The following is a 24,866-nucleotide window of genomic DNA, read 5'->3' on the forward strand; positions in this document are numbered from 1 at the left end:
TATAAACTTCGTTTTATTTTGATAAGGTCTTAACCATATCTACGTATTTCTCTTCAACTTCAAATTTTTTGCCAAGACACTTCTCTAAGTTTTCGACAACAATTTGACCATTTTGTTCTGCTGTAACAATTGCAGTTTTTCCTTCAAGAAGTGATTTAACAGCAAGATGTCCCATTTGGGTTGCAATAAAGCGATCACGACCAGTAGGGTTTCCTCCGCGTTGAATATGTCCTAGGATACAAACACGTGAATCAATCTTGTGATCTTCAAGAAGTTTGTTGTGAACGTAGTGAGACAGACCTTCAGTTTCCCCTTCAGCAGCAATGATGATTGAAGAACCTTTTCCACGCTGAAGTCCACGTTTAATATCTGTCGCAATTGTGTCAACATCAACATTACTTTCATCTTGAATAGGGAAGATAATATTTTCTGCTCCAGTACAAAGTCCTACGTGAAGAGCGATAGCAGGAGACTTTCGCCCCATTACTTCAACAATGAATGTACGATCGTGTGAGTGTGCAGTGTCACGAATTTTATCCACGGCCTCAATAGCAGTTTGAACGGCAGTATCAAAACCGATTGAATAATCAGTTCCTTCAATATCATTATCAATTGTTCCAGGAATTCCAACTACTGGAACACCGTGTTCCTTGTGAAGCTCCCAAGCACCATTAAATGAACCATTACCACCAATAACAATTAAGGCATCAATATTCTTTCTCTTAAGAATATGTGCCGCTTCTCTTCTTATCTCTGGTTGCATAAATTCAGGACAACGAGAAGTTTGAAGAATTGTTCCACCTTTTTGAAGAATGTTACCAACACTTGCGGCATCCATTTTGTGTTGCGATCCTTCGAGTAGACCTGCAAAACCACGACGAATTCCATAAATCTCAATATCATTTGCAATACAAGTACGAACGACTGCTCTAATCGCACAGTTCATTCCTGGGCTATCGCCACCGCTACAAAGAACAGCAATTGTTTTAATCGACTTTACATCTTTTTCAACTTCACTCATAAAATTTCCTATTCAAAAATATGATGGCCAGTAAAACTTGCTGGACGATCAATCCCCATAATATAAAGACAAGTAGGTGAGACATCCATTAGCGAATGATCCCCCGGTGCTATAGTAAAAGCTTTATCCTTTAATGCGCTATTGATAACACAAAACGGTACCGGTGCTCCTGTATGAGCTGTATGTGGTGTTCCATCCTTATGTACCATTTGGTCACTATTGCCATGATCGGCAGTGATAATAATAGTTATATTTTCATCAAGACATTTTTGTACTAGTTTTCCTACGCACTCATCAAGTGTTTCAATAGCATGAACTGCAGCTTCATATTTACCCGTGTGTCCAACCATATCTGAGTTTGCAAAGTTTACGACACTAAAATCAAAGTCACTTATTTTAGAAATTAAATTCTCTGTTACTTCTGGCGCACTCATTTGTGGCTTTTCATCATAAGTTGAAACTTCTTTTGGCGAAGGAATTAGAAAATGTTCTTCATTTGGAAAAGGCTTCTTTTCTCCACCATTAAAAAAGAATGTTACGTGTGCATACTTTTCAGTCTCAGCAATCTTTAATTGCTTCTTTCCAATACTACTTAAGTACTCAGTCATTGTTCCTTGAAGCTTCTCTTTATCAAATAAAATTGGAAGTTCCATTTCATCCGGAATAAATGGCGTCATACATAGAAACATTGCTGGAAAGAATGGCCTTTCAAACTCAGTAAACTCTGGATAGTTAAATGCCATTGTTAACTGAATTGCGCGATCGGGTCTAAAATTTGTAAAGAAGACGCAGTCTCCTTCTTTAATAGCGTAGTCTTTATTAAAGAGTGTCGGCGATACGAACTCATCAGTGCGACCAGCTTCATACTCACTATTGAGATATTCAATAGGTGATAAGTCAGTCACATCACCATGACCTAGGAACATATCATATGCTAATTTGATTTTTTCCCAACGGCGATCACGATCCATTCCAATTGAGCGGCCTTGCATTGAAGCAAAGTGTGATCCTTCAAAATCAACGATCTCTTTTAAATACATTTCACCACATGCTGGCGGTGTATCTCTACCATCCATGAAAGCATGTAAGAAAACTTCAATACCTTCTTTCTTAAGACATTTGATGATTTCTTTCGTGTGTTCAATATGTGAGTGAATTCCACCGTCCGAAAGAAGTCCCATGAGGTGAATGCGATTATTATTTTTCTTTGCTACTTCAATGAGTTCCTTTAGTTTAGGAAGTTCACCAAAAGTATGATTTTTAATTGCTTCATTAATACGAACTAAATCCTGGCGAATGGCACGTCCCGCACCTAAGTTCATATGGCCAACTTCCGAATTTCCAACAACACCTTTTGGAAGACCTACTAAAACACCGCCTGCTTGGATCGTTGTAAATGGATAACTTTTAAACAATTCATCTAAAACTGGAGTTTTTGCATCTCGAATCGCATTCTTTTCAGTATTTTCACTAATCCCAAAGCCATCTAGGATGACAAGAAGGGCCTTTTGGCTAATATTTTTAATCGACATAAATTGATTCCCGTTAAAAGCTTATTCAATCCTTATTCTAATACTACCCAAAGATTAGACAAAATACTCTATCGTGTTCATTTTTTAAACACTAGGTCTTTGTAAAGGACTGTAATCTCATCTTAAAACTTGGCACACAACTTGTATATATATAGGCAAATAGTTTAAACACACGCAAACACAGAGAATTTTGGAGAATACTATGAAACTTAACCTTAAGAACACATTACTTTCAGTTATTGTTCTAGCTTCGCTTGTCGGGTGTGGATCTGACGGTGGGTCTGGAAATGGAAGCACTTATGGAAATTACGCTGCTGGCTCTGCTAGTGAGTATGTTGATACAGCAAGAGGCTTACCAAATAGCTTAAGCACTGCGGATGAATTATCTCAAGCAATTGTTAATAATAATTTTGCAAATAGAAGTATTGGCGATTCTGAATATCCTATTTATACAATTTCTAGCTTTGATAATTTATCAGGATCAAATAATTCAGGTAATTGTGATGATTTTGAAGTATTTGGAATGAGTTTAGGAACTATATGTACTTCATCATCTTCTTCGTCTTCATCTGGCTATACTGTCGGTGGATATCGTGGTCTCTATAGAGATGGAAGAATTGCACGTAGTAATGAGTCTCTTGATGGCGCATTTGGATCTACTATTTCACAATTAGCTACTTTCTTGGCCAATAAAGTACAAGAATCTGATGCAAATGGTACACTTTTTAAACGTTATGGTTATGGATATGCTCCATATAAAGATGGAATGTGTAATGACTATAATTGGGTAAGAAGCTACTACAATGGATCGATACAATTTTGTACTCAAGTTGCACAAACATATGCAGTGGAGTGGATTGTGACAATTAACGGAAAAAGGGCCCTTATTAATATGAATGCACCACTTGCTTTACAACCAGTTTTAAGAGCAACAAGTGTAGGAGTTTCGGCTCACTAATAAATAAAAACGATTTTTAATTTATACCTGACTAAAAAGCGCGGCATTGTTCGCGCTTTTTTATTAAATTTAACCTAATTTACTCCGGCTAAATTGTGTCTACACGTGCATGAAATCTGAACATCATTTATAATAGAACTGTTTTAGTATTAAAAAAGGACTATTATATGGCAAAGTATCGTACAGATTTAATGGATGTGAATTTCAATCTATTTAAAGCGTGCAAAATTCAAGACGAAGCAAGCGAGCTTGGATATGGTGAAGCTGAATTAAAAGATATCCTAACTCAATTCGATAAATTCGTTGAAAATGAAATTTATCCAACTCGTCAAATTAGTGATGAGATTGGCGTAAAGCACGTTGATGGAAAAGTTATTGTTCCAGAAGTTTTTCACCAAGCAAATAAAGCCTTCTATGAGAATGGTTGGTATGCACTTGGTTATCCTGAAGAGGTTGGTGGAATGCCAGCTCCTCACGCAATGAAAGTTGCATGTACTTCAATGGCAATTGGTTCAAATGTTGCGTGGTCAATGTACTACGGACTGTCTCAAGGTGCCATGAATGTAATTCTTAAGGTTGGTTCTCAAGAACAGAAAGATCTATTTGTGACAAAGATGATGACAGGAGAGTGGGGAGGCACAATGTGTCTTACTGAGCCTGGTGCTGGATCTGATGTTGGGAACGCAAAGACGACGGCAAAACCTCTTGATAACGGGAAATACGCAATCAATGGTGTGAAGATTTTTATCTCTTCTGGAGAAAGTGATCTTTACGAAAATAACATCCACCTTGTTCTAGCAAGAACTCCTGGTGCTCCAGAAGGTACGAAGGGACTTTCCCTTTTTATTGTTCCACGCTTTAACGTTGAAACTGGTGAGTCAAATAATGTTAAGTGCACAAAGCTAGAACATAAAATGGGGATTCACGCACAGGCAACATGCGAATTAACATTTGGCCAAGATGGTGAGTGTGTTGGAGAACTGATTGGGGAAGAGTTTGATGGAATGACAAATATGTTCATCATGATGAATGAGGCAAGGCTTCTTTGTGGCCTTCAAGGTGAAGCCCAATCAAATCTTTGCTTTGAGCTTACTGAGCAATATGCAAGAGAGCGCTCTCAATTTGGTACCGAAATTATCAATATGCCAGATGTTAAGAGAATGCTTCTTAAAATGAGATCTACGGGACGTGGACTGAGAGCTCTTTCTCTTTATACAGCAAACCTTTTTGATAAAGCTGAAAAAGGTGATGATGAAGCTGAAAAAGAAATCGCATTATTTACTCCGATTTGTAAGGGATTTTGTACAGATGAGGGTGTAAATATCGCAAGTGAAGGTGTTCAAGTTCACGGCGGTTACGGATACTGTACTGAGTATGGAATTGAGCAATTTATGCGTGATACAAAGATTGCAACAATTTATGAAGGTACAAATGGTATCCAGGCGATCGACTTTGTTATGAGAAAAATTCTTATGGATAAAGGCGAAACATTCTTTAATGTAGGTAAGAAGATTCAAGCGACAATGAATAGAGAAGAGGCCAAGGCGTACCCTCATGAAGTTTCAATGATTGGGAAATCAATGGAGATGAGTGAAGAAGTTGTGAAGAAATTCGGATCGTTTATGGCGGCAAAGAATCAAAGCGCAGTTCTAGCTCACGCAACTGATTTTTTAAGTTATTGTGGAAACCTTGTCGTTTCATGGCTTCTTCTTGAGCATGCTTGTATTGCTCAAAATGAATTAAAGACGGCAACAGGTGAAGAAGAGAAGAAATATTATCAGTCTAAAATCGATGATTTTAAAGTTTTTTGTCAGTACCAATTAACGAGAAATATTGGACTCGCACATAGTGTTTTAAACTTCGAGGAAGATTTAACTTCGATTAATGTTTAATTAAAGATTAAGCACAAGGGTATGTGAGAGATGCAAGAAATGGAAAAAGGAGTCGATCTATTTAATGAGGCGACTCGTGGTAGTACAGACTACTATAAAGACAATGTTTATATCATGAAAAAGAAAGGAGAGTATGCTCCTTTAAGTTTCATGAAAAAGAAAGTTGAAGGCTTTGATGAGGAAAGCTTACTTAGTCGTGGATTTATCTACGACTCACTTGAGCTCGTAGGTGATAAAGAATTTTCTGAATGGTATGAAAAACAATTTTCTCGAAAGATGAAAAGGTCTCATGCTAAGCAGGTTCTAATTATTCACTTACCGGATAACAAAAGAATCTTTGACGCTATTGAAACAGTTAATAAGGTTTATGATATTCTTCGCGATGAGCGAATTATTTTTAATGGTAAGAAGCTTCCTGTTCAGTTGGGGGAGTGGTACGCAAAATGTATCTTCGGTCTAATGCAACAAAAGTCGACATCACAACGAGGTTTTGATTTCTACGTTGGTGATAAGAGAGTTGAAGTTGTTGTGCACTGGGGAGATCAAACATCTCCAAAAGGTGTAAAAGTTAGAAAGTCTCTATGTGATCTTTCAGCAAGCGTTATTATCATTTATCTAGCTCGTAACTTTATGATTAGAGATATCTGTCTTCTCGATTCAGATTATGTTTTAAGAAAATTTGCAGGAAAGGGACATACTCTTTTTCTAAAAGATTCTGAAATTAGTGGTTACTTCTTTTCAAAGTCAACGAAGCATAAAGATAAAGTCGTAAATAAGAATGCTCTTCTTAAATACGCTTTACCTAAGCTTGCGATGAATTTAACAGAATTCTTAGAAAGCTAAGATTATAGTAATTCATATTTTAAAAGGCGGCATTCAATGTCGCCATTTAAAAACTCTGTTTTCTTACTTGTTTTTAAACGAATATTTTTTCTTAGAGGCCCGTGAGCTGTAAGAATAAATGCTGTAGAACCCTTGAAGTTATTTTTAAGAGTTTCACCCATCTCGAAATAGAAGTCGTTAATATCAAGACCACCAATCGCTTGAATACGCTCTCCATAAGGAGGGTTAAATAGGATTAATCCTCTTTCAAATCCCGCAGGTGCTTGTGAATTAATGAAGTTTTCGCAGTTGAAGTTTACGAAATCAACACGGCCAAAACAGTTGAGAAGGTGAGTTCTCATGAGTTTAAAGTTTTCAACATCAGCATCATTGCAATAGAACTTATCATTTGGAATTGAATCTATTCTTTCCTGTGAATCTTTCATGATCTCGTGAACTTTATCAAAGTACCAATCAACTAGATTCGAATCATGAAACCACGGCTGACCTGTAAAAGAATACGGAGTCGTATTTTGTTTAAGTCTTAAAAATGCTGGCGATAATTTCAAGAAGTAGAAAATTGCTTCAATTAAAATTGTTCCTGAACCTGCCATTGGATCATAGAATGGACCTTGGCAGTCCCATTTTGTTTCTGCAATAAGAGAGGCCGCTAAGTTTTCACGTAGTGGTGCACGGTGTCCGCTTTCACGATAGCCACGCTTATCAAGAGAAGTTCCAACCATATCAGCGTAAACAATTACCTTACAGCCTTCTTTAACCTTTTCAACACGTTGAAGAAAGCTAACGTTAGGTTCATTTGTCTCTACATTTGGACGCTTATTAAATTTATCTCTCATATAATCAACAAGAGAATCTTTTAGAGTTTGTGAAAGGAAGATAGAACTTCTAAAAAGCTCCTTACTCTCACCATCTAGAAGAGTGTTGATTTTAAAAGTTTGCTCTGGAGTAATATAGTCTTCCCATGGAAGCTCACTTGCTCTTTTATAGATTTGTTTTTCGTCGCGAATATAGAAGAAGCCAACTTCTTTAAAGACACGAGAAGCAATTCTAGCGTTGAAGATATATTCAACTGTGGCCTTATTTCTTGCCTTAAATGAAGCTCCACCACGGCCGGCCTTGGCCTCGATACCGTTAGCACGTAGCTCATTTACTAGATATTGTTCGCAACCTCTTGGGCAAGAGGCAAAATAAAAACTCTTGTCATTAATGACTTTGTTCGACTTCTGATATTTTTCCATGACTCGATTTATGATTTATTTAGGTATGTGTCAAAGAAAAAGGCTTAAGTTGGTAAAAATTCGTTCATTTTCCTCAATAAAATAGGCTAATTTCCTTTGTATAGGGTTCAAACTTGGAGCATATGCTGATATAGTTTCGAACATAAATATATAAAGATTTATTCATACATAAAGTGAGGAAACATGAGCTTTACAGATTACAAAGTAGCAGACATCTCTCTAGCTGACTGGGGAAGAAAAGAAATTAAGATCGCTGAAACTGAAATGCCGGGACTAATGTCTCTAAGAAAAGAGTTTGGAGCGGCAAAGCCACTTAAAGGTGCAAAAATCGCTGGTTGTCTTCACATGACTATTCAAACAGCTGTACTTATTGAGACTCTAGTTGAGCTAGGTGCTGAAGTAAGATGGTCTTCATGTAATATTTATTCAACTCAAGATCAAGCTGCTGCTGCAATCGCTGCTGCTGGAATTCCTGTTTTTGCTTGGAAAGGTATGAACGAAGAGGAATTCGACTGGTGTATCGAGCAAACTCTTAAGTGGGCAGATGGATCAGCTCTTAACATGATCCTTGATGATGGTGGTGACCTTACAAATATGGTTCACGACAAATATCCTGAATTAATCGAAGGAATCAAAGGTCTTTCTGAAGAAACAACTACTGGTGTTCACAGACTATATGAAAGAGTTAGAAAAGGTACTCTTAAGATGCCAGCAATCAACATCAATGACTCTGTAACAAAGTCTAAATTTGATAACCTTTACGGATGTAGAGAGTCTCTAGTAGACGGTATCAAGCGTGCAACTGACGTAATGATCGCAGGTAAAACTTGTGTTGTTGTTGGTTACGGTGATGTTGGTAAGGGTTCTGCTCAGTCTTTCAAAGGTCTAGGAGCAAGAGTTATCGTTACTGAAATCGATCCAATCTGTGCTCTTCAAGCAGCAATGGAAGGTTTCGAAGTAATGAAAATGGATAAAGCAGCTTCTGAAGGTGATATCTTCGTTACAACTACTGGTTGTCTAAAAGTTATCAATGCTTCACACCTTGATAAGATGAGAGACGGTGCAATCGTATGTAACATTGGTCACTTCGATTCAGAAATCGAAATTTCTCACCTACACAATAACTACGAAGAAGATAACATCAAGCCACAGGTAGATATGTATACTTCAAAAGATGGAAGAAGAATTATCCTTCTTGCTCAAGGTCGTCTAGTTAACCTTGGATGTGCTACTGGTCACCCATCATTCGTAATGTCTAACTCTTTCTGTAACCAAGTAATTGCTCAAATGGAACTTTGGGACAATGCTGGTAAGTATGAGAACAAAGTTTATATGCTACCAAAGCACCTGGATGAAAAAGTTGCTATGCTTCACCTTGAAAGAATTAATGTTGAAATCGATACATTAACTGCTGAGCAAGCTGAGTACCTAGACATCCCAGTTCAAGGTCCATATAAGCCAGAACACTACAGATACTAAGCAACTGCTATATATGAAGCCTCCGAAAGGAGGCTTTCTTATTTAAGGTAAAACTATGAGCAAAAAGATTTTTCTAGCTACTGATCATGGTGCTTTCGAACAAAAGGAAGCAATTAAGAAATTCTTAATCGATGAAGGTTATGAGGTCGAGGACCTAGGGACTCACTCAACTGACTCATGCCACTATCCAGAATATGCTATTGCTTTGGCAAAAGCAGTTCAGAAAGAGGGAAGAGGAATTCTTCTTTGTGGATCTGGTATTGGTGTTTGCATGGTTGCTAATAAATTTAAAGGAATTCGAGCGGCCCTTTGTCACAGTGTCGATTTAGCTAGGCTTTCACGTGAGCATAATAATGCAAATGTGATTTGTTTTGGTGGCCGTATTTCATCAAGTGAAGAAGTTCTGGCCATGACAAAAGTATGGCTTGCGACTGAGTTTGAAGGCGGCAGACATCAAACCCGCATTGACATGTTCACTGACCTCGGTGAAAATTAATCTTATGTTTAAAGTTAAATGGACTGAATATATCTCATTCTTTGTTATCTTAGTTGTTGGTATTTATAGCTTATATATATCAAGAACTGATTTAGCTTATTTTGATAAAGTACTAAGTGCTCAAAATGGACTACTCGAGTGGTTTACTTTCGTAGGGCTTTGTCTCATTTCATTTGGCTACTTCTATCGCAGAAAAGTTCTAGCAAAGTTTAGAGATCGTAAATTTCTTATTATGTTAAGTACTCAAGGTGTCTTCTATGTGATCTGTGCACTAGAAGAGGTTAGTTGGGGGCAACGTGTTTTTGGTTGGCACTCACCTGAGATGTTTAGAGATATTAATAGTGTCCTTCTTGAAACTAACTTTCAAAATTGGCTTATTGCCCGTGGAGTTTCACATGAGTCTTGGAACTTATCGTTAAGAGTAATCCTGTTTATCTATCTTTTTGCTGTTCCTTTTTCATATTGTAAAGTTGAGAAGGCCAAGCAATTTATCGATAAATTTGCTCTACCGGTACCGAAGGCCACTCATATTTTAAGTTTTATGATTCTATTAGTGATTACACTTTATATTCCAAGCGAGAATAAGGTGCAATTTGCTGAGTTTTGTTTGACTTGGGTTTTAACGGCCCTAACATTAGAGCCATTTAACCGCAGTATGTTTTCTCGTCGAAGTTTAGTTCGCTAGTCTTTCTATTAGCTAAGCGTGCTTTACGCAACTTGGACATTTTCTTTTAAGCATTCTTCTATATGCATTTGTTGTCTTGTGAAAGTAGCTTGTTGCCTTTTGTCCCATATTGCTTTCGATTAGCCAGCTAAATTTATTAACAAGAGGATAGAGTTTGGCTAGGTGAGTGATCACTTCATCACCTTTTAGAATCTTACTATCACTTGTTATATAGTGGACTACTTCTTGGCACTCTTCTTTGTTGAGTTGAGGGTGTACTTGATAAAGTTTATCATCGTTTACACTGACAAAGTTAACTGATTTTGCGTCTTCTAAGCGAGCAAGGGAGTCCTTGAACCTAACACATAGTGGGCATTCATCATCGAAAATGAGAAGTGGTAATTTATAATTTTCTTCCATGAAAACAACCTTTTATTTATTGTGCTCCTAATTTCTTAGTTGCTGAGTAACGATATCTTCTTGATATGATCTCAAAAATATTACTAGATTTATCTTTAGTGATACCTGCATTTTTTTGTGCTCTTTGAGAGAAATCTAATATCTCTGCACTTGTATTAGCATTGTCTTTCACTTTCTTCTTAAGTAGGTGAGCATATGGATTAGTCGCAGTCTTCTTTTTCTTCTTTTTATTATCGAGACCGCTTCCGCCTCTAAAGTAAAGGCCATTATCTTTTGGTTTATAAGAAGCAGTATACTTGCCTACTTTTCCTCTTAGTCCCGAAGCACGAGATTTAAGTTTTGCCTCTGCCGACTTACTTTCGTTAGTTTCTGGTGTTGCTGACATCGCATTTGCTACAGCTCCGTCAAAACCAAGTTGTCTAAGTCCTTCAGCAATCTTCGGGTCTTTTTTCTTGTAGCTATCTGGAAGAGTAACCTTGCTAAGTCCATCTTTAAGCTTGTCATTAGCGATAGCAAAGATCTTTCCAGCAGTAGCATTAAAGTTGTTTGAACTATCTCCTGGAGTCGAAATACCATTTGTCATTTTGTAGAAATCATCAAGACTAGTTCCTAGGCCACCTGGAATGTGCATTCCATTGATCTTTGCAGAAATTCTAGAATCGAGACATGTATTTGTTTGGCGACAAGTACAGTTCAGGTCTTCTTTTACATTGTTATCAACACAAGTAACTTGCCAGTTATTATTTTGAGCAGTTCTTTGTCTAATTTGCGGATAACAGTACTTAACGTCATTCATTGTCTCTGGTTGACTACAGTAACAGTCACGATCTGAAACAGGGTTACACTTTCCTTTACCACTTAGTTTATTAGCTACATTATTTAATTTATCAGCAGCATCGCCGTGCATTTTGTGTTCCCACATATAGTAACTAGTCATAAGTGTCGAAGCTCCAAGCTTAACCCAGTTACTCCAACCACTTGTGAATCCACCCATTGTGGCCATTGAGGTAACATAGCATACTGTCGTCGCTCCCCATCCTTTTCTTTGAATATCAACAGACTTTTGACGATCGCGGTGAGAGCGTGCCTGTTTATAAAGGGCCTGGCTTTGAGCATTCTCAACATCTGGCTCTGTTGCTAGTGCAAACTCATCACTCTTTTGTTGAGTAACTCGTGCAATAACTTCAGCCCCCATAGGAATATATTGGCAGTAATCAGTACCTTCTTCTTCTCTAGCTTTGTCATGTTCTGATTGTGCAGCTTTTACATCATCTGGTGATGCTTTGGAGTCGGCCATTGCTTCGGCCTTGCCATTTTCGTTGAATGAGATTCCTTTCTCTTTATATTTAGAGGCAACATCCTTCTTTGTGACAACATCTATTTCGTTAAATTTTCCGCCACCACCAGCTTGTGACATGGCCGGCATAATAATCGAGTAGGCTTGACCTACGGCCTTAAACATTGATGGTGACATTCCCATGAATTTCTCACCGTCAGTTGCATCGCCACCCTTTCTTATATTTTCACACTCTTGAGAGCTACCACATTCTTCGGCCCACTTCTCGTCGGCTTCTCTTTGCTGATAGCCTGCATGAGTGTAATTATCCATTGTATACTTTTCTCTGTCCGTGACATTCCCAGCTGCTACATCAGCTTCAGATGGCGCTTCGTAATTAGAATCTTGTCCATATGACGTAAATGAACACGTTACTAATAATAGCACCACGAGAGTTGTGAATATTTTTGATTTTGGCCTCAACATTAGCTAACCCCAATTATTTAGATTCTTTATGATTTTAACACGCTGTGGTGATAGTCGGGAGGTCTGTAATATATGCCTCATGAAAAAATATGTGAAATCAGTAGGTTACGTGCTTGCCTTAGTTGGGAATGTGAGAAAAGTGATGCACATTATTTGGGGCATCTTCGATTGAGCTTTGGTTGCCAAAAATACCTGAAATTGCTAGATTAAAGGCATAACCTAATTAGTGAGAAATATCATGGCCAATACATCAAAAGATACTACAACTGACAAAAAACCACGTGAAGCTGAGCTATCTCACTCTATGGTTCACTATCTTTTAGCAATTCATAAGCTAAAAGAAGAAAAAGGTTATGCTCGAGTTACTGATATTGCCAAAGATTTAGGTTTAACAAAGGGTTCTGTTTCAACAGCTCTTAATAATCTTAAAAAACGTAATCTTGTAAAAGAAGAAGATGATACAAAGTTTCTTCTTTTAACAGATAACGGACACGATGAAGTTCACAAGACTTTAACTTCTCGTACACTTCTTTATTATTTCCTTAAAGACTTTGTTGGTGTTTCAGAAGAGATTGCAGAAAAAGATTCATGCATGATCGAACACCTTTTAAGTGAGGAAACTAGTACAAAATTCTTTGAATTCATGAAGACACTTTCTTGCTCATGTGACGATCTTGCAAAAAGTGGTAAACTTCCTAAAGGGTTTAATTTTCAGACAACTTTAAGTCTTTGTGACTACAAGACGGCTGAAGAATTCATGGAAGGTCAAAAGGGTGATACGTACTTACAAGAAGAAAAAGACGCATAAATTCTTTGTTCTTTTAGTTCTTTTTATTTTAGAACTATCTTCAGTATCCGCCACTGAATACTGCTTTAACAGAAGTCGACCAATTCATACGATTCGTATGGATCTTATGAAATATGTGATTGATGGTGAAAAGATAAAAATTGATTCTCATAAGAATTGCTTAAATCTTGAAGTTAAATCTTACCGTCAGGAATTATTTCGTAAGCTTGTGAATAAGTATTTTCCTAAGCAGCTAGAGAAAAGCTCTTTATCCCTATACACCCAAGATATGTGCAAATTTCGATTGAAAGAGGTCACAAAACTTAAGGATAAAGTTAATGAGCAAATTTCTGATATTATCAGTTCCGAAGGGAATCGCTTTGAAATTGATTTTGGTGGTGAGCACTATTACGCTACTTGTTCAAAAAAAGGTAGTGTGTACCTTCTTGATCTAAGAAGTAAATCTAATAAAGATCAACTAACTTCACTTACTTTTAATTTGGGTAAATGGGTTGATTTAACTTCACTTACAAAGCTTGAGAATAAAGAATATTCTCTTATGGTGATTGAATAATGAAAAATATTATAACGGCCGTTAAAGAGATAAATGCGGGTCTTTTTGGTCTTTCAACATCTGAGAAGAAAAATATTCTCTTAGTAACATTCACTTTATTTATAGCGTTTTTTTCATATCCAATGATTCGCTCTAGCTCAACAGCTTTATTTATTCAAAGCTATGGAGCAAAGAGTACGCCTTGGATTTGGCTGACTTCTGTGTTGTTCTTAGGATTTAGTGTCAGTATCATTAATGAACTTCAAAAGCATTTTTCAATAGCAAAAATTTTTAATTCTATTGTGGCAGTCTCACTCGTTCTAATGGGAGGAGCCTTAATTGTTCATGGTAGTGGTCATCATATTGGAAGTGGTGTTTTCGCTGTTTGGAAAGAAGTCTATATTATTCTTGTCGTTCATTTATCACTTGGTTATTTAAATTCTGTCATTGACGTCAAAGTTGCCAAACTTGTCTATGGGCCACTTGGTGCTCTCGGCTCCTTAGGGGGAATTTTAGGAGGGCTACTCACTACTAAACTTATGAAGGGCGTGGGGGTTTACTATGCGGCTTCAAGTGGTTTATTAGTTTTGTCTTTAGTTATTGTTATATTTAGTCTTACACAAAAACAATATTTAGCACTTAAAGAAAAGTCTCCAATAACATCACTTGCCGATAAGAAGCTCTATGTGTTCTTCATTTGTGGCCTAATTATTCTTTCTCAAGTGGTGATTAATCTTGCAAATTATAAGTTCAATCTAGGTCTAGAGATATTTAAGGATGCTAACGAAAAAGGTGCATATCTTGGAAATATATATTCATCGATTAATGCGATATCCTTAATTGTCCAAATTGTTATTATTCCAATCGCTTTTAAATACTTTAAAGTTTCTACTGTACATATTTTCATACCATTTGTTTATCTTGTATTAATCTTACTTGATCGATTGGAGTACTTGGGTTTACTGGGGACAGCAATATTATTTGTAGGCTTTAAAGGACTTGATTATTCAATCTTTTCGGCCGCCAAGGAGATGCTTTACTTCCCTTTGAGTAAAGAACAAAAGTACGGGGCCAAGTATATCGTGGATATGATTGTGTATCGTGCGTCAAAAATGGGTATTTCAGCTCTACTCTTAGTGTTTACGAGTTTGGCTTTTACCCAAAATATGCTAATAATATCAGTGTTACTTTGGCTAGTTCTAGCGGCCTTTATGGCCATTAAGTTTCGTTCAGAGTAATGTCTTTAATAAAATTCATTTAGGAGTTTATATGTCTAATCCATTATTAGAAAAATTCACAAATCCACATGGTGCAAGACCATTTGATACAATCAAGAATGAGCATTACATGCCGGCAATTCGCGAAGCAATTAAAATGCACAAAGAAGAAATCGAAGCGATTAAAAGCTTTGATGGAGAACTTACATTTGCAAATATCATTGAGCCGTATGCAAATTCAGGGAGTGCAATTGAAGATATTTCAATGATCTTCTTTAACCTAAAGTCTGCAAACACAGATGATGAGATGAATGAAATTGCAAAAGAATTCTCTCCTCTTTTAACAGCTCACGGAAATGACGTTAATCTTGACGCTGATCTATTCGCAAAAGTAAAAGTTGTTTTCGATAACAAAGAAAATGAAGACTTAAATGCTGAGCAAATGACACTTCTTTCAAAGATTTATAAGGGCTTCGTTAGAAACGGTGCTTTATTAAGTGAAGAAGATAAGAACAAAGTTAGAAAGATCGATGAAGAACTTTCAAAACTAGGACTTGAGTTCTCAGATAACCTTTTAAAAGAAACTAATAAGTTTGAAATGGTACTTGATAATAAAGAAGATCTTGCTGGTCTTCCTGAAGGACTTATTGAAGCTGCTGCGATGACAGCAACTGAAAAAGGTCATGAGGGTAAATGGGTATTTACTCTTGATTACCCAAGCTTTGGTCCCTTCATTACTTACTCAGAAAATCGTGAGCTACGTAAGAAAATGACAATCGCTTCTGGTACAAAATGTGCCAAGGGTGACGAGCTTGATAACCAAGAAAATGTAAAAAGAATTGCACAGCTTCGTTATGAAAGAGCTGGAATTCTTGGATATAAAAGCCACGCCGATTATATTCTTGAAGAACGTATGGCCATGAGTGCACAAAACGTTTTTGATCTTCTAAATCAGCTTAAAGATAAAGCAATGCCTGCAGCGATTGAGCATATGGATGAAATTAAAGCTTATGCAAAAGAACAAGATGGTATCGAAGATTTCGCTTCTTGGGACTATATGTACTATTACGAGAAGCTTAAGAAAGAAAGATATAGTATTGATGATGAAATGCTTAAGCCATACTTTAAATTAGAAAATGTTTTAAATGGTGTTTTTGAAGTTGCAACAAAACTTTATGGACTTAACTTTAAAGAAGTTTCTAATATTCCAAAGTATCACCAAGATGTAATGACTTATGAAATCACTGATCGTGATGGAAACTTCATTTCTCTATTTTATGGTGACTACTTCCCACGTGCTTCAAAGCGTGGTGGAGCATGGATGACAGCCTTTAGAGAACAATATGTTCAAAATGGAGAAGATGTACGTCCACATATTGCAAACGTATGTAACTTTACAAAGCCAACAACAACGAAGCCATCACTTCTAACATTTAATGAAGTAACAACTCTATTCCACGAATTTGGTCACGCACTTCACGGTATTCTAACTAAGTGTCAGTACCGTATGCTTTCTGGTCCAAACGTATTCTGGGACTTCGTTGAGCTTCCATCTCAAATTATGGAAAACTGGGCATTTGAAAAAGAATGTCTTGATCTATTTGCTAAGCACTATGAAACTGGAGAGTTAATTCCAGCAGAATTAGTACAAAAACTAAAAGATAGTTCAAACTTTGGAGAAGGACGTCACACTGTTCGTCAATTAAGTCTTGGACTACTTGATATGGCATGGCACTCAGGTGATCCATCAACGATTACAAGTGTTGAGGAATTTGAAAAACTTGCAACTCAAGATGTTGATCTTCTTCCAAGAGTACCAGGTGTGATGACTTCAACATCATTTGGGCACATCTTTGCTGGTGGATATTCTGCAGGTTACTACTCGTACAAATGGGCAGAAGTTCTTGATGCAGATGCGTTTGAATTATTCCTTGAAGAAGGGATCTTTAACACAACGATTGCTGATCGCTTTAGAGAAAATATCCTTGAAAAAGGTGGTTCAGAGCACCCAATGGATCTTTATAAGAGATTCCGTGGACGTGAGCCAGAGGTTGATGCACTACTTAGACGTGGTGGTCTTATCTAGCCCTTAACGAATAAAGCAAAGGCTCCTTTTTAGGAGCCTTTTTTATTTTCGAAAATTTCTTTAGCATGATACCAAGTATAGTAATCCTTCGCATTCTTAAGCTCTAAGAGGTGCGGAATCAATTGATCTGAATAATCAATTGAACTCTCTTTAGGTAAGGCCGAAGGAAGGTTATCTATTGCAATAATATTACACTCGTGATCAATAGAACTTTCTATACGGTGAAGTGGTTTATCCCAAGTTGTATGGACATTATAAACTGGGATTGGATTTAGATCACTATTTGGATCACAACTAACATCACAAATAAGTGAAAGCTTCTCATTCCTCTCCATAATCGCTTTATCAAGAAAAGGAGCAATCTTCTTTGTCATAAGAACTGTGTTGATGAAAATATCAGCGTTAATGATTTCATCAAATGGTCCACCAACTTTAGTTTCTTCTACGTCCCAATTAATTGACTCTAGTTCAAGATCTGAAAGTAGCTCTCTTGCTCCGCTTCCACAACGCCCTTGGGCGCCAATAATAAAAGTACAAGGGTTGCGCTTACCCTGTCTTTTATTGTTAATAATTTTAAGCCACTCTTCTTTAGAGGAATAGTGTTTTAAGGGTGCAGGTGAGTCTGAAAAAAAGTTTTCAACACTAAGTGCTGCTCCTACATATCCGGCCCAGTAACCGAAGGCCGCAACACGTTTATTGTCTTCATTAAGCAAGAATTCAAGATCAAATAATGTTCCACCGCCTTTACTGTAGCGATCAAAAACTTGCTCAGCTCCATGCTGACCTTTATATATATGGGCAAAGTAGATATGATTGTGCTTTAGGGGAAACTCATCCGTTTCTTTCAATTCTTTTAAACCTAGAATAAAGACGTCATCGCTTATTGGAGCATCTGTTATCCATGCGTGACTTTCTTTAATTTCACAACCTAGCTTTTCATATTCTTCTATTGGAAAGATTCTATCCTGTGATTTCTCAACGATAACTTTATAGCCGGCATCGATCAGCTTCTTTGCATTCTCTGGTGTTAGAGGAGTTCTTTTTTCAAATGCTTTATCCTCATCTCTTAACCATATTGTTGTCATACTATATAACCTTGTCTTTAAATTAGATTTGATCTTGTATTGATGTATCCCTATCGACAGTTTCGTTATTTAAGTTAAATAGTGCTTTCATATCAGAAAATAGCATTCGAGGAAAAATGAGAGCACAGAAAGCGATACAAACGATGATTAAAATCTCTTCAGTTGCAAATTGATTTCCAATAAATGTTAGGATAATCCCTCCTAAAATATTTGGAACAACAAAGCCTAAGTCTAGTAAGGCAAAAATTCTTGCAAGATATTTTGTTTCTACTTTTAATGAAACATAATTTAGTTGATTTGTAATACGTACAAAGACAACAAATCCCCAAACAAAGAAAATTACCAGTGTTGCTGTATATGAAGCAGCATATAACCAAAGCGCCATGAGAAGTGGTTCAATGTATAGGGCCGCAATAATAATTTTACCAACTGGTTTCTCTTTAAGAATAGTCGAGCTTGCCCATCCCCCAAATAGTCCACCTAGACCAAAGAGAGCAAGCCCTATCCCATAGTCTTGCTTCGTAGCTCCAAGTGTTTCCGTTAGGTAAGGTAGTATAAGTGGAAACATAAATCCAAGAACAAGTCCTTCGATGATGACATTTGAAATGACAGCAAAAAGTTCCTTTTGCGTTCTGGCATATTTAATTCCATTTTTTATTTCAGAGAGAAAGTTTTCACTATTTCCTTCCTGTCTTGGAGGGTTATAGGTAAGGCTCATAATAAAATAAATACCAACAATATATGTTAGGAAATCTAGAGCAATAACTTCCTTGATTCCGCCAAAGGCCGTAAACATAGTGGCACCAAGAAATGGACCAATCATGTGAAGTACTGCAAAGGCAGAACCGAATAGGGCATTCGCTCGATTCATGTCTTTTTGAGGGACAATGTCGTTAACCATAGCTTGTCTTGTTGGATTATACATTCCAGTGAAGAGAGCTATGAGGCCATCGCAAAGGATGACAACTTCTGGAGTCTTAGCGAAGATGATCGTAAAAATTATTGGAATTCTAATGTAATTTGTGAAAAGGAGAACATTCTTTCGATTGTATTTTTCTCCAATAACACCACCAATTAAATTTCCGATTGTTAAAAAGAAGAGAAATACTGCTCGAGCTGCACCAAGATAACTTTTGTTATGATTTGATAATTCAAATACCAAAAGCATTAGTGCAGTCTCTGACACAAACGAGCCTAGCTCGGATGTTAGTCCTGCAATATAAAGCCTTCTAAAATTTTGATAGCGTAAAACCTTAGGAAGCTTGAACATAATTAGGATCTTTTAGCTAAAAATTCGTCAACAGATGTTTCAAATTCAGAAACAATTCGGTCAACAATTTCTTTAACAGTTTCAATCTTTGTAATGAACTCAATTGAAGGTCCGGCAACCCAAACTGTTTTGTATGTGGCACCAAAAGCTGCATTCTCAACAGCTTTCATTCCTTTGTAACCAGTAAGCATTTTCGCATACTTTTTAAGCTTCTTATTTTTGCTCATGGCCTTTTCAATAACATTTTGTTCAGTTCCAATCTTTTGCACGTAAGGAGTGTTGATAACTGTACAAGGCGTCCCTGAAATTTTATTCGACATGACAATATCTTTAGCACCATATTGAACGACTGCTTCTTTATAAGCATCAGATACGATTGATTCTTTCGTCGCAATGAATGGAGAACCGATTGAAACACCTTCGCATCCTAGGGCCATAATACTAAAGAGGCCCGATCCTGTTGCAATACCTCCAGCTGAAATAACTGGTATATTTAAGTTCTTTTTAAGTAGTGGAACGAGAATACTTGCTGGTGTTGGTCCCGCGTGTCCCCCGGCACCAGAGTTTACTGCAATTACTGCATCAGCTCCTTGGTCTTGAACTTTTTGTGCATATTTAAGATCAACGACATCACAAATTATCTTAGTTCCTTGTGGACGACACTTTTCGATAACTTCTTTTGGATTTCCAAGTGATGTGATAATGAAGTCTGGAGCATACTTCGCGCAAAGCTCAATTTGCTTGTGCATATGGATGTTTGACTGATTTACAATGATATTGATTCCAAAAGGACCTTCACATCTTTCTTTTAATTCTTTTAGTCCTTCTTCAAACTCTTCTGGAGTACGCCAGTTAAGAGCAGGGATACAACCCATAATACCTGCCTTAGAAGCCTCAACCAGCATATCGATACTAGTTACAAGGAACATTGGGGCCATAATAATTGGGTATTTGATATTAAAAGTTTCTGTTAGCCATGTTTTCATCATATGCAATCCATTTTTCTATATATATTTTTATAGCTCAATTATAATGCATTTTTTTGTATTTAACACCTAAGATTACTTGCACAATTTCTTCCCTCAACGTACTCTTAGAGAATGAGCTCACAAGAAATAAATAAGCTACCTGACTTCTCAGCAATTCGAGAAAACATAGAAACAGAACGTAAAACAATTATTAAGGTCAATAATTTTTCCGATGACGATAGTTATGTAAGGGCCAGTGAAGATGCACTCGTCGTTCTTGGCTTTTTAGAGTCAACGTTAACAAAATTATGGACTATTTTTGATGAGAATCCATCTTTAGTTTATTTCTTTAACAAAGACTTCACTAATTTTAATTTATTAATCAAACAAGATAATATCCTCGATCTTATTTTTATTGACGACTGTATGATTCCTGAGAATGAAGCAATCTTCTTTGGTCAAGATGGTGGACTCTCGCAAAATATTCTTTCACTTCATGAAAAGACATTTTATGAGTGGGGACAGAAAGTATTAAATCATCACGAGGCAACGCAAACTTTCATTCGCTCAGATATTGATTTAACAAAACACAAAATCAGTGAGCTTAAGTGTCAGTGTATTAAATGTGTTAATGATTTTAGAGCACTATTACGAGACTCAGTTTATGAAAGCTGTGTTGAGTTGATTGAATCAACTAAAGAACAAATTAAAGAAGAGATTGATAATGGAATCCATGTTGTTTCAGATCTAGTCTTTAATCTACAAAAAACACTAGATAAGAATTTCTATAAACTAAGAAATACAATAAAAAGATCTTCTCTAAATCGTTTAGAGAATCAGGTTAAACAATACTTTAAATCGGAATTTGCTTATCCGTCAGAGCTCGCTTCATTACATCGTCGAAATGTAAGCATGCTATTCGATCAATACCTTGAAGCCAATGAGCTTAGTACTGATCTTATTACTAATGCGGAATATGATAAATTTTATCGTTCTCTTTCAACTCACTACTGGAGAAATGAAAGATATCTAGAACGAGAATTTAAGAAATTTGTTAAATCAATTATCATTTTAAAAAAGAAAGACGTTTCTTCGACAATTCTTCAAGAGTATCTTGGGGAATTCTGGGTTCACTCTTCAGCAAGACAGATGAAGAGAAAGATTGTCTATCATATGGGGCCGACTAACTCGGGGAAAACTTATCACGCAATTGAAAAGCTATCGACAGTTCCTAAAGGTTGCTATCTAGCACCTCTTAGACTTCTAGCTGCAGAACTTTACGATACACTTAATGCAAAAGGTGCTGTAACAACACTTCTTACTGGTGAAGAGGTTATTGAGAGAGAGGGTGCGACACATTACTCTTCGACAATTGAAATGGCACGATTACAAGAGGTTTTCGATTGTTGTGTAATTGATGAAATTCAAATGATCACTGATCCTTCACGTGGTTGGGCATGGACAAGAGCACTTGTTAATATTATGGCCGATGAAGTACACCTTTGTGGTGATGCTTCAGCACTTGATCTTGTTAAAGTGATTGTTGATCTATGTGGTGATGAACTAATCATTAATGAATATACTCGTATGACTGAGTTATCAGTAGAAAGACATCCAATTGTTTTAGCTGATATGCAAAAAAATGACGCTCTTATTGTATTTTCTAGAAAGAATGCTCTAAGACATAAAAGAGATCTTGAACGCTTAGGTTATAAGGTTTCGATTGTTTATGGAAGGCTTTCTCCAGAAGTTCGTCGTGAACAAGCACGTAAGTTTGATCAAGGTGAAACTGATGTAATCGTGTCAACTGATGCAATTGCAATGGGAATGAACCTTCCAATTAAAAGGGTAGTGTTCTCAACACTTTCTAAGTTCTTTGATGGTCACCAACATGATATTTCGATTAGTGAGATTAAACAAATTGGTGGACGAGCAGGACGTTTTCAAAGGTTCCCACGCGGAACAGTTACTTGTCTGAGAAAAGTAGAAGATGGAATTGAGTCAATCAATGAAGCCTTGAGTGCGACTCTTGAACAAAGTGATCAGTGTATGGTTGGACCTGACCTTGATATCTTTAATCAGGTTAATAAGGCCCTAATCGATAATAACTTACCAAAGCTTAAGCTTTCGGAATTTCTTCGTCTGTTTAACACGATGACTTTCCAGGCTCCTTTCTACTGCGTAGATATGAAGGAGATGATTGAGCTTGCTGAAATGGTAGAAGACGCTGATTCGAATGGAATACTTACGGATGCTGAAATCTTCGGATTTGCTTGTGCTCCAGTAAACCTTGGGTTAATGGATCATGTTCAATTCTACAACTGGATTCTTCATAAGTACGTTAATATGGAAGGAATTCCATGTGAGCCAATTGAATATGGCTCTAATGATATTGATTATCTAGAGACATCAATCAAGTGTGTTGAGCTTTATCAATGGTTATCAAGGCACTTCAACAATAAGAACTTCGTTTATTCAGAAGTTGAACTTCTTAATAATAAGCAACTTGCAATCGACCAACTAAATGAACTTCTTTCACAAAAGATTATTGCTAGATGTTCTTCTTGTAGTGTTAAGTTACCTGAAGACTCACGCTTTCCAATTTGTGAAGAATGCTTTGAGAAACGCAAGACTAACCGTCGCAAACCAGGTGGTGGGCGATTCAAAGGTAAACCTGGCAGTAAGCAAGGAGCTTCTAAGGGGTCTACAGGAAGAAATTTCAAAGGAAATGGGCGTCCTGGACAGAGTCGAAAAAGAAATGTAAGTCGTAAGAGAAAAAATACTAGTCCTAAACGTTAGAGTTTAATGAATACTTACGAATACGCAAAGTTATTGCTGGAATCTCCATTTCTTGAAGATAAGTTAACAACTTCTGATGTTGTTACGGATCTCAATTATTTTAAAACTAAAGATGGTATAAAAGATCTTCATCCATCTAGAGAGGGGAAGATTTCATTTTCTGCTGAGCAGATTAAGTTTCCAAAAAGAGGAAGCTTTCACTTGGATGAAAAGAAGGCCATGGCGTTGCACTTCTTTGCTAATCATGAACTATTGGCCATTGAAATGATGGCGACAGCACTCATGTACATCCCTATCGAAGATAAATCTCAATATAAAAGAATTGCTTCAGGCTTACTTCAAACAATTGATGACGAAATTAAACATTTCAATCTCTATCGCAAGAGAATGAATGACTTTGGTATCGACTTTGGCGATTTACCTGTAAATGACTTCTTTTGGCGACAGATGCAAAAGATTACAAGCTTTGAAGAATACTTTGCGGTAATGGCCCTGACATTTGAAGCGGCCAATTTAGACTTTGCTAAGTTTTATCGAGATATTTTTCAAGGTGTTGATGATAAGAAATCAGCAGCTATTCTTAATGTAGTTTACGAGGATGAGATTTCACATGTTGGTTTTGGAGTTCATTGGCTAAACAAATGGCGTGATCAAAGTAATCTTTGGGAGTTTTACGTCCAGTCTCTTCCTGATCTTTTATCTCCAGCCCGAGCTAAAGGAATGATCTTTGATAGAGAAGGGCGTGTGAGAACAGGAATGGATAATGACTTCATTTCTCGTATTGAAAATTTTAAAGACGAATTCATTGTAACTAACCGCAAGGAATGGAAGTGAAATATCGTGTTAATCTCGACTTTGATGCTGCTCTCGCTGCCAATAATCCTAATCTAAAAAATGATAAATACCTAAGTGAATTAGAATATATTTTTTTTCTCGTTAATGATTCCTGTGAAAATATATTATGTACAAAATTGGCCTATACTGCTGAATATCTCAGTCATTTATCGAAACTAGGATTTATTAAATCGGAAATAACGAATGATCTTAAAGAGTACCAAAATTGGTGGGGAGATCTTACTAACTTTGATTTAGCAAAAACTCTAAATTCAAAATGTTGGCTTGCCAGTTGGCATAGGCCTCTTGAGGATATGATCATTAATTCAAAAGATGATGTGGTTTTAAATGAGATTAAATTTTATCGGCCGGATCAAACATTTTCAGGGATAGGTAATAGGTTAATCCAGAATAAAGAAGATCTTTCGCGTGTAAGTTATCCTGGTGTATTGTCTAAATATGTTAATGTAAAAAAAACTTTTGGCGTTACCTATAATCTAAAAACTAGAGAGTATTACATCGTAGAAAATTTTACGAATTCAAAAGGTCAATTTAAAGGTGGACGTTTAATATCTCTTTCTGATTTAGATGTTAAGTTCAACCTAAATTCAACGATAGACTTAATTCAGTCTAATTTACCAAATTCAGAGATTTCTAAGATACAATTCGACAATATGATTTATGAAGATGAAGAGGGGACGTTAAAACTTTGCCCCCTTGTTGAATTAAATTATCGTCGCACGATGGGTGAAGTTATATTCAATATTTCTAAAATACTTGGAGAGGGAACTCTTCATTTTGGTGATAAACAGTATTTGAATAAAGATTCACTTATCCTTTCTCCTTCATTCGTAAAAAATATTTGCTACTATAACCGACTTAAGTAGTTGGGCAAGAATGCTAAATAGATAATATTCCTTCGTAGATCTTCAATTATACAGTAAAATGGAAGAGTTCTTTGG

Annotated in this window: 21 protein-coding genes; 13 read left to right on the forward strand and 8 right to left on the reverse strand. The window is 36.6% G+C overall.

Translation table 11 applies throughout. The features are described from left to right. Positions 1-13: 13 nt before the first annotated feature. Together pfkA and gpmI are read right to left on the reverse strand one after the other, a co-directional pair. Positions 14-1,021 (reverse strand): 6-phosphofructokinase, encoded by a 1,008-nt coding sequence (gene pfkA / locus ACMAWV_RS02875; RefSeq protein ID WP_199177567.1) that lies wholly within the window; start codon positions 1,019-1,021, stop codon positions 14-16. An 8-nt stretch (positions 1,022-1,029) separates the two neighbouring features. Then, on the reverse strand, positions 1,030-2,553 hold the full coding sequence (gpmI, locus tag ACMAWV_RS02880; protein WP_103218839.1) for a 2,3-bisphosphoglycerate-independent phosphoglycerate mutase: 1,524 nt from the start codon (positions 2,551-2,553) through the stop codon (positions 1,030-1,032). A 202-nt stretch (positions 2,554-2,755) separates the two neighbouring features. Here gpmI and ACMAWV_RS02885 point away from each other — a divergent pair, with 202 nt between their 5' ends. The 3 genes from ACMAWV_RS02885 (at position 2,756) to ACMAWV_RS02895 (ending at position 6,246) form a co-directional block, all read left to right on the forward strand. Beyond that, positions 2,756-3,511: a hypothetical protein gene (locus ACMAWV_RS02885; protein WP_103218840.1), complete on the forward strand. Its 756-nt coding sequence runs from the start codon at positions 2,756-2,758 to the stop codon at positions 3,509-3,511. Between the two features lie 167 nt (positions 3,512-3,678). Next, complete coding sequence (locus ACMAWV_RS02890; protein WP_412469977.1) at positions 3,679-5,403, forward strand: acyl-CoA dehydrogenase; 1,725 nt, start codon at positions 3,679-3,681, stop codon at positions 5,401-5,403. A gap of 39 nt (positions 5,404-5,442) precedes the next feature. Further along, positions 5,443-6,246 (forward strand): hypothetical protein, encoded by an 804-nt coding sequence (locus ACMAWV_RS02895; RefSeq protein WP_146037900.1) that lies wholly within the window; start codon positions 5,443-5,445, stop codon positions 6,244-6,246. Positions 6,247-6,248: 2 nt separating this feature from the next. Here ACMAWV_RS02895 and ACMAWV_RS02900 read toward each other — a convergent pair whose 3' ends face one another. Continuing rightward, positions 6,249-7,484: a THUMP domain-containing class I SAM-dependent RNA methyltransferase gene (locus ACMAWV_RS02900; protein WP_103218843.1), complete on the reverse strand. Its 1,236-nt coding sequence runs from the start codon at positions 7,482-7,484 to the stop codon at positions 6,249-6,251. A 183-nt stretch (positions 7,485-7,667) separates the two neighbouring features. Here ACMAWV_RS02900 and ahcY point away from each other — a divergent pair, with 183 nt between their 5' ends. Genes ahcY through ACMAWV_RS02915 form a run of 3 tightly spaced genes read left to right on the forward strand, consistent with a single transcriptional unit; the run spans position 7,668 to position 10,144 of the window. Continuing rightward, positions 7,668-8,963: an adenosylhomocysteinase gene (ahcY, locus tag ACMAWV_RS02905; RefSeq protein ID WP_103218844.1), complete on the forward strand. Its 1,296-nt coding sequence runs from the start codon at positions 7,668-7,670 to the stop codon at positions 8,961-8,963. A 55-nt stretch (positions 8,964-9,018) separates the two neighbouring features. Continuing rightward, a complete protein-coding gene (gene rpiB / locus ACMAWV_RS02910) occupies positions 9,019-9,459 on the forward strand; it encodes a ribose 5-phosphate isomerase B (RefSeq protein ID WP_412469976.1) in 441 nt (146 codons plus the stop codon). Between the two features lie 4 nt (positions 9,460-9,463). Next, positions 9,464-10,144: a hypothetical protein gene (locus ACMAWV_RS02915; RefSeq protein ID WP_146037901.1), complete on the forward strand. Its 681-nt coding sequence runs from the start codon at positions 9,464-9,466 to the stop codon at positions 10,142-10,144. Between the two features lie 12 nt (positions 10,145-10,156). Here ACMAWV_RS02915 and ACMAWV_RS02920 read toward each other — a convergent pair whose 3' ends face one another. Together ACMAWV_RS02920 and ACMAWV_RS02925 are read right to left on the reverse strand one after the other, a co-directional pair. Further along, positions 10,157-10,543 carry a thiol-disulfide oxidoreductase DCC family protein gene (locus ACMAWV_RS02920; protein WP_103218847.1) on the reverse strand — a complete coding sequence of 129 codons (387 nt, stop codon included), beginning with the start codon at positions 10,541-10,543 and terminating at the stop codon, positions 10,157-10,159. 16 nt (positions 10,544-10,559) lie between these two features. Further along, positions 10,560-12,269 carry a hypothetical protein gene (locus tag ACMAWV_RS02925; RefSeq protein ID WP_146037902.1) on the reverse strand — a complete coding sequence of 570 codons (1,710 nt, stop codon included), beginning with the start codon at positions 12,267-12,269 and terminating at the stop codon, positions 10,560-10,562. 274 nt (positions 12,270-12,543) lie between these two features. Between ACMAWV_RS02925 and ACMAWV_RS02930 the strand changes: the two genes are divergently transcribed. From ACMAWV_RS02930 to ACMAWV_RS02945, 4 genes are read left to right on the forward strand one after another with little or no spacing between them, the layout of a single operon-like run. Further along, a complete protein-coding gene (locus ACMAWV_RS02930; protein WP_103218849.1) occupies positions 12,544-13,113 on the forward strand; it encodes a metal-dependent transcriptional regulator in 570 nt (189 codons plus the stop codon). Then, positions 13,079-13,666 carry a hypothetical protein gene (locus ACMAWV_RS02935; RefSeq protein WP_412469975.1) on the forward strand — a complete coding sequence of 196 codons (588 nt, stop codon included), beginning with the start codon at positions 13,079-13,081 and terminating at the stop codon, positions 13,664-13,666. The genes ACMAWV_RS02930 and ACMAWV_RS02935 overlap by 35 nt, the downstream gene beginning before the upstream one ends. Next, positions 13,666-14,883 (forward strand): Npt1/Npt2 family nucleotide transporter, encoded by a 1,218-nt coding sequence (locus ACMAWV_RS02940; protein ID WP_412469974.1) that lies wholly within the window; start codon positions 13,666-13,668, stop codon positions 14,881-14,883. The genes ACMAWV_RS02935 and ACMAWV_RS02940 overlap by 1 nt, the downstream gene beginning before the upstream one ends. Before the next feature lie 31 nt (positions 14,884-14,914). Continuing rightward, entirely contained in the window at positions 14,915-16,948 is a 2,034-nt protein-coding gene (locus ACMAWV_RS02945) for a M3 family metallopeptidase (RefSeq protein WP_412469973.1), read from the forward strand. Positions 16,949-16,977: 29 nt separating this feature from the next. Here the strand turns inward: ACMAWV_RS02945 and ACMAWV_RS02950 are convergent, their stop codons facing one another. From ACMAWV_RS02950 to ACMAWV_RS02960, 3 genes are read right to left on the reverse strand one after another with little or no spacing between them, the layout of a single operon-like run. After that, entirely contained in the window at positions 16,978-18,033 is a 1,056-nt protein-coding gene (locus ACMAWV_RS02950) for a saccharopine dehydrogenase (protein WP_412469972.1), read from the reverse strand. A 22-nt stretch (positions 18,034-18,055) separates the two neighbouring features. Next, on the reverse strand, positions 18,056-19,303 hold the full coding sequence (locus tag ACMAWV_RS02955; protein WP_412469971.1) for an MFS transporter: 1,248 nt from the start codon (positions 19,301-19,303) through the stop codon (positions 18,056-18,058). A gap of 2 nt (positions 19,304-19,305) precedes the next feature. Beyond that, positions 19,306-20,292 carry an NAD(P)H-dependent flavin oxidoreductase gene (locus ACMAWV_RS02960; protein ID WP_412469970.1) on the reverse strand — a complete coding sequence of 329 codons (987 nt, stop codon included), beginning with the start codon at positions 20,290-20,292 and terminating at the stop codon, positions 19,306-19,308. A 111-nt stretch (positions 20,293-20,403) separates the two neighbouring features. On the opposite strand from ACMAWV_RS02960, the gene ACMAWV_RS02965 reads away from it, so the two are divergent. From ACMAWV_RS02965 to ACMAWV_RS02975, 3 genes are read left to right on the forward strand one after another with little or no spacing between them, the layout of a single operon-like run. Beyond that, positions 20,404-23,070, forward strand: coding sequence for a helicase-related protein (locus ACMAWV_RS02965; RefSeq protein ID WP_103218855.1), 2,667 nt, complete (start codon positions 20,404-20,406; stop codon positions 23,068-23,070). 6 nt (positions 23,071-23,076) lie between these two features. Then, the gene (locus ACMAWV_RS02970) at positions 23,077-23,904 is read left to right on the forward strand and encodes a DUF455 family protein (RefSeq protein ID WP_103218856.1); all 828 of its coding nucleotides are present in this window, start codon (positions 23,077-23,079) and stop codon (positions 23,902-23,904) included. Beyond that, positions 23,901-24,791, forward strand: coding sequence for a hypothetical protein (locus ACMAWV_RS02975; protein WP_412469969.1), 891 nt, complete (start codon positions 23,901-23,903; stop codon positions 24,789-24,791). The genes ACMAWV_RS02970 and ACMAWV_RS02975 overlap by 4 nt, the downstream gene beginning before the upstream one ends. The last annotated feature ends 75 nt before the right edge of the window (positions 24,792-24,866 follow it).

This window comes from Halobacteriovorax sp. RT-1-1 (genome assembly GCF_047085455.1).
Taxonomy (GTDB): Bacteria; Bdellovibrionota; Bacteriovoracia; order Bacteriovoracales; family Bacteriovoracaceae; genus Halobacteriovorax_A.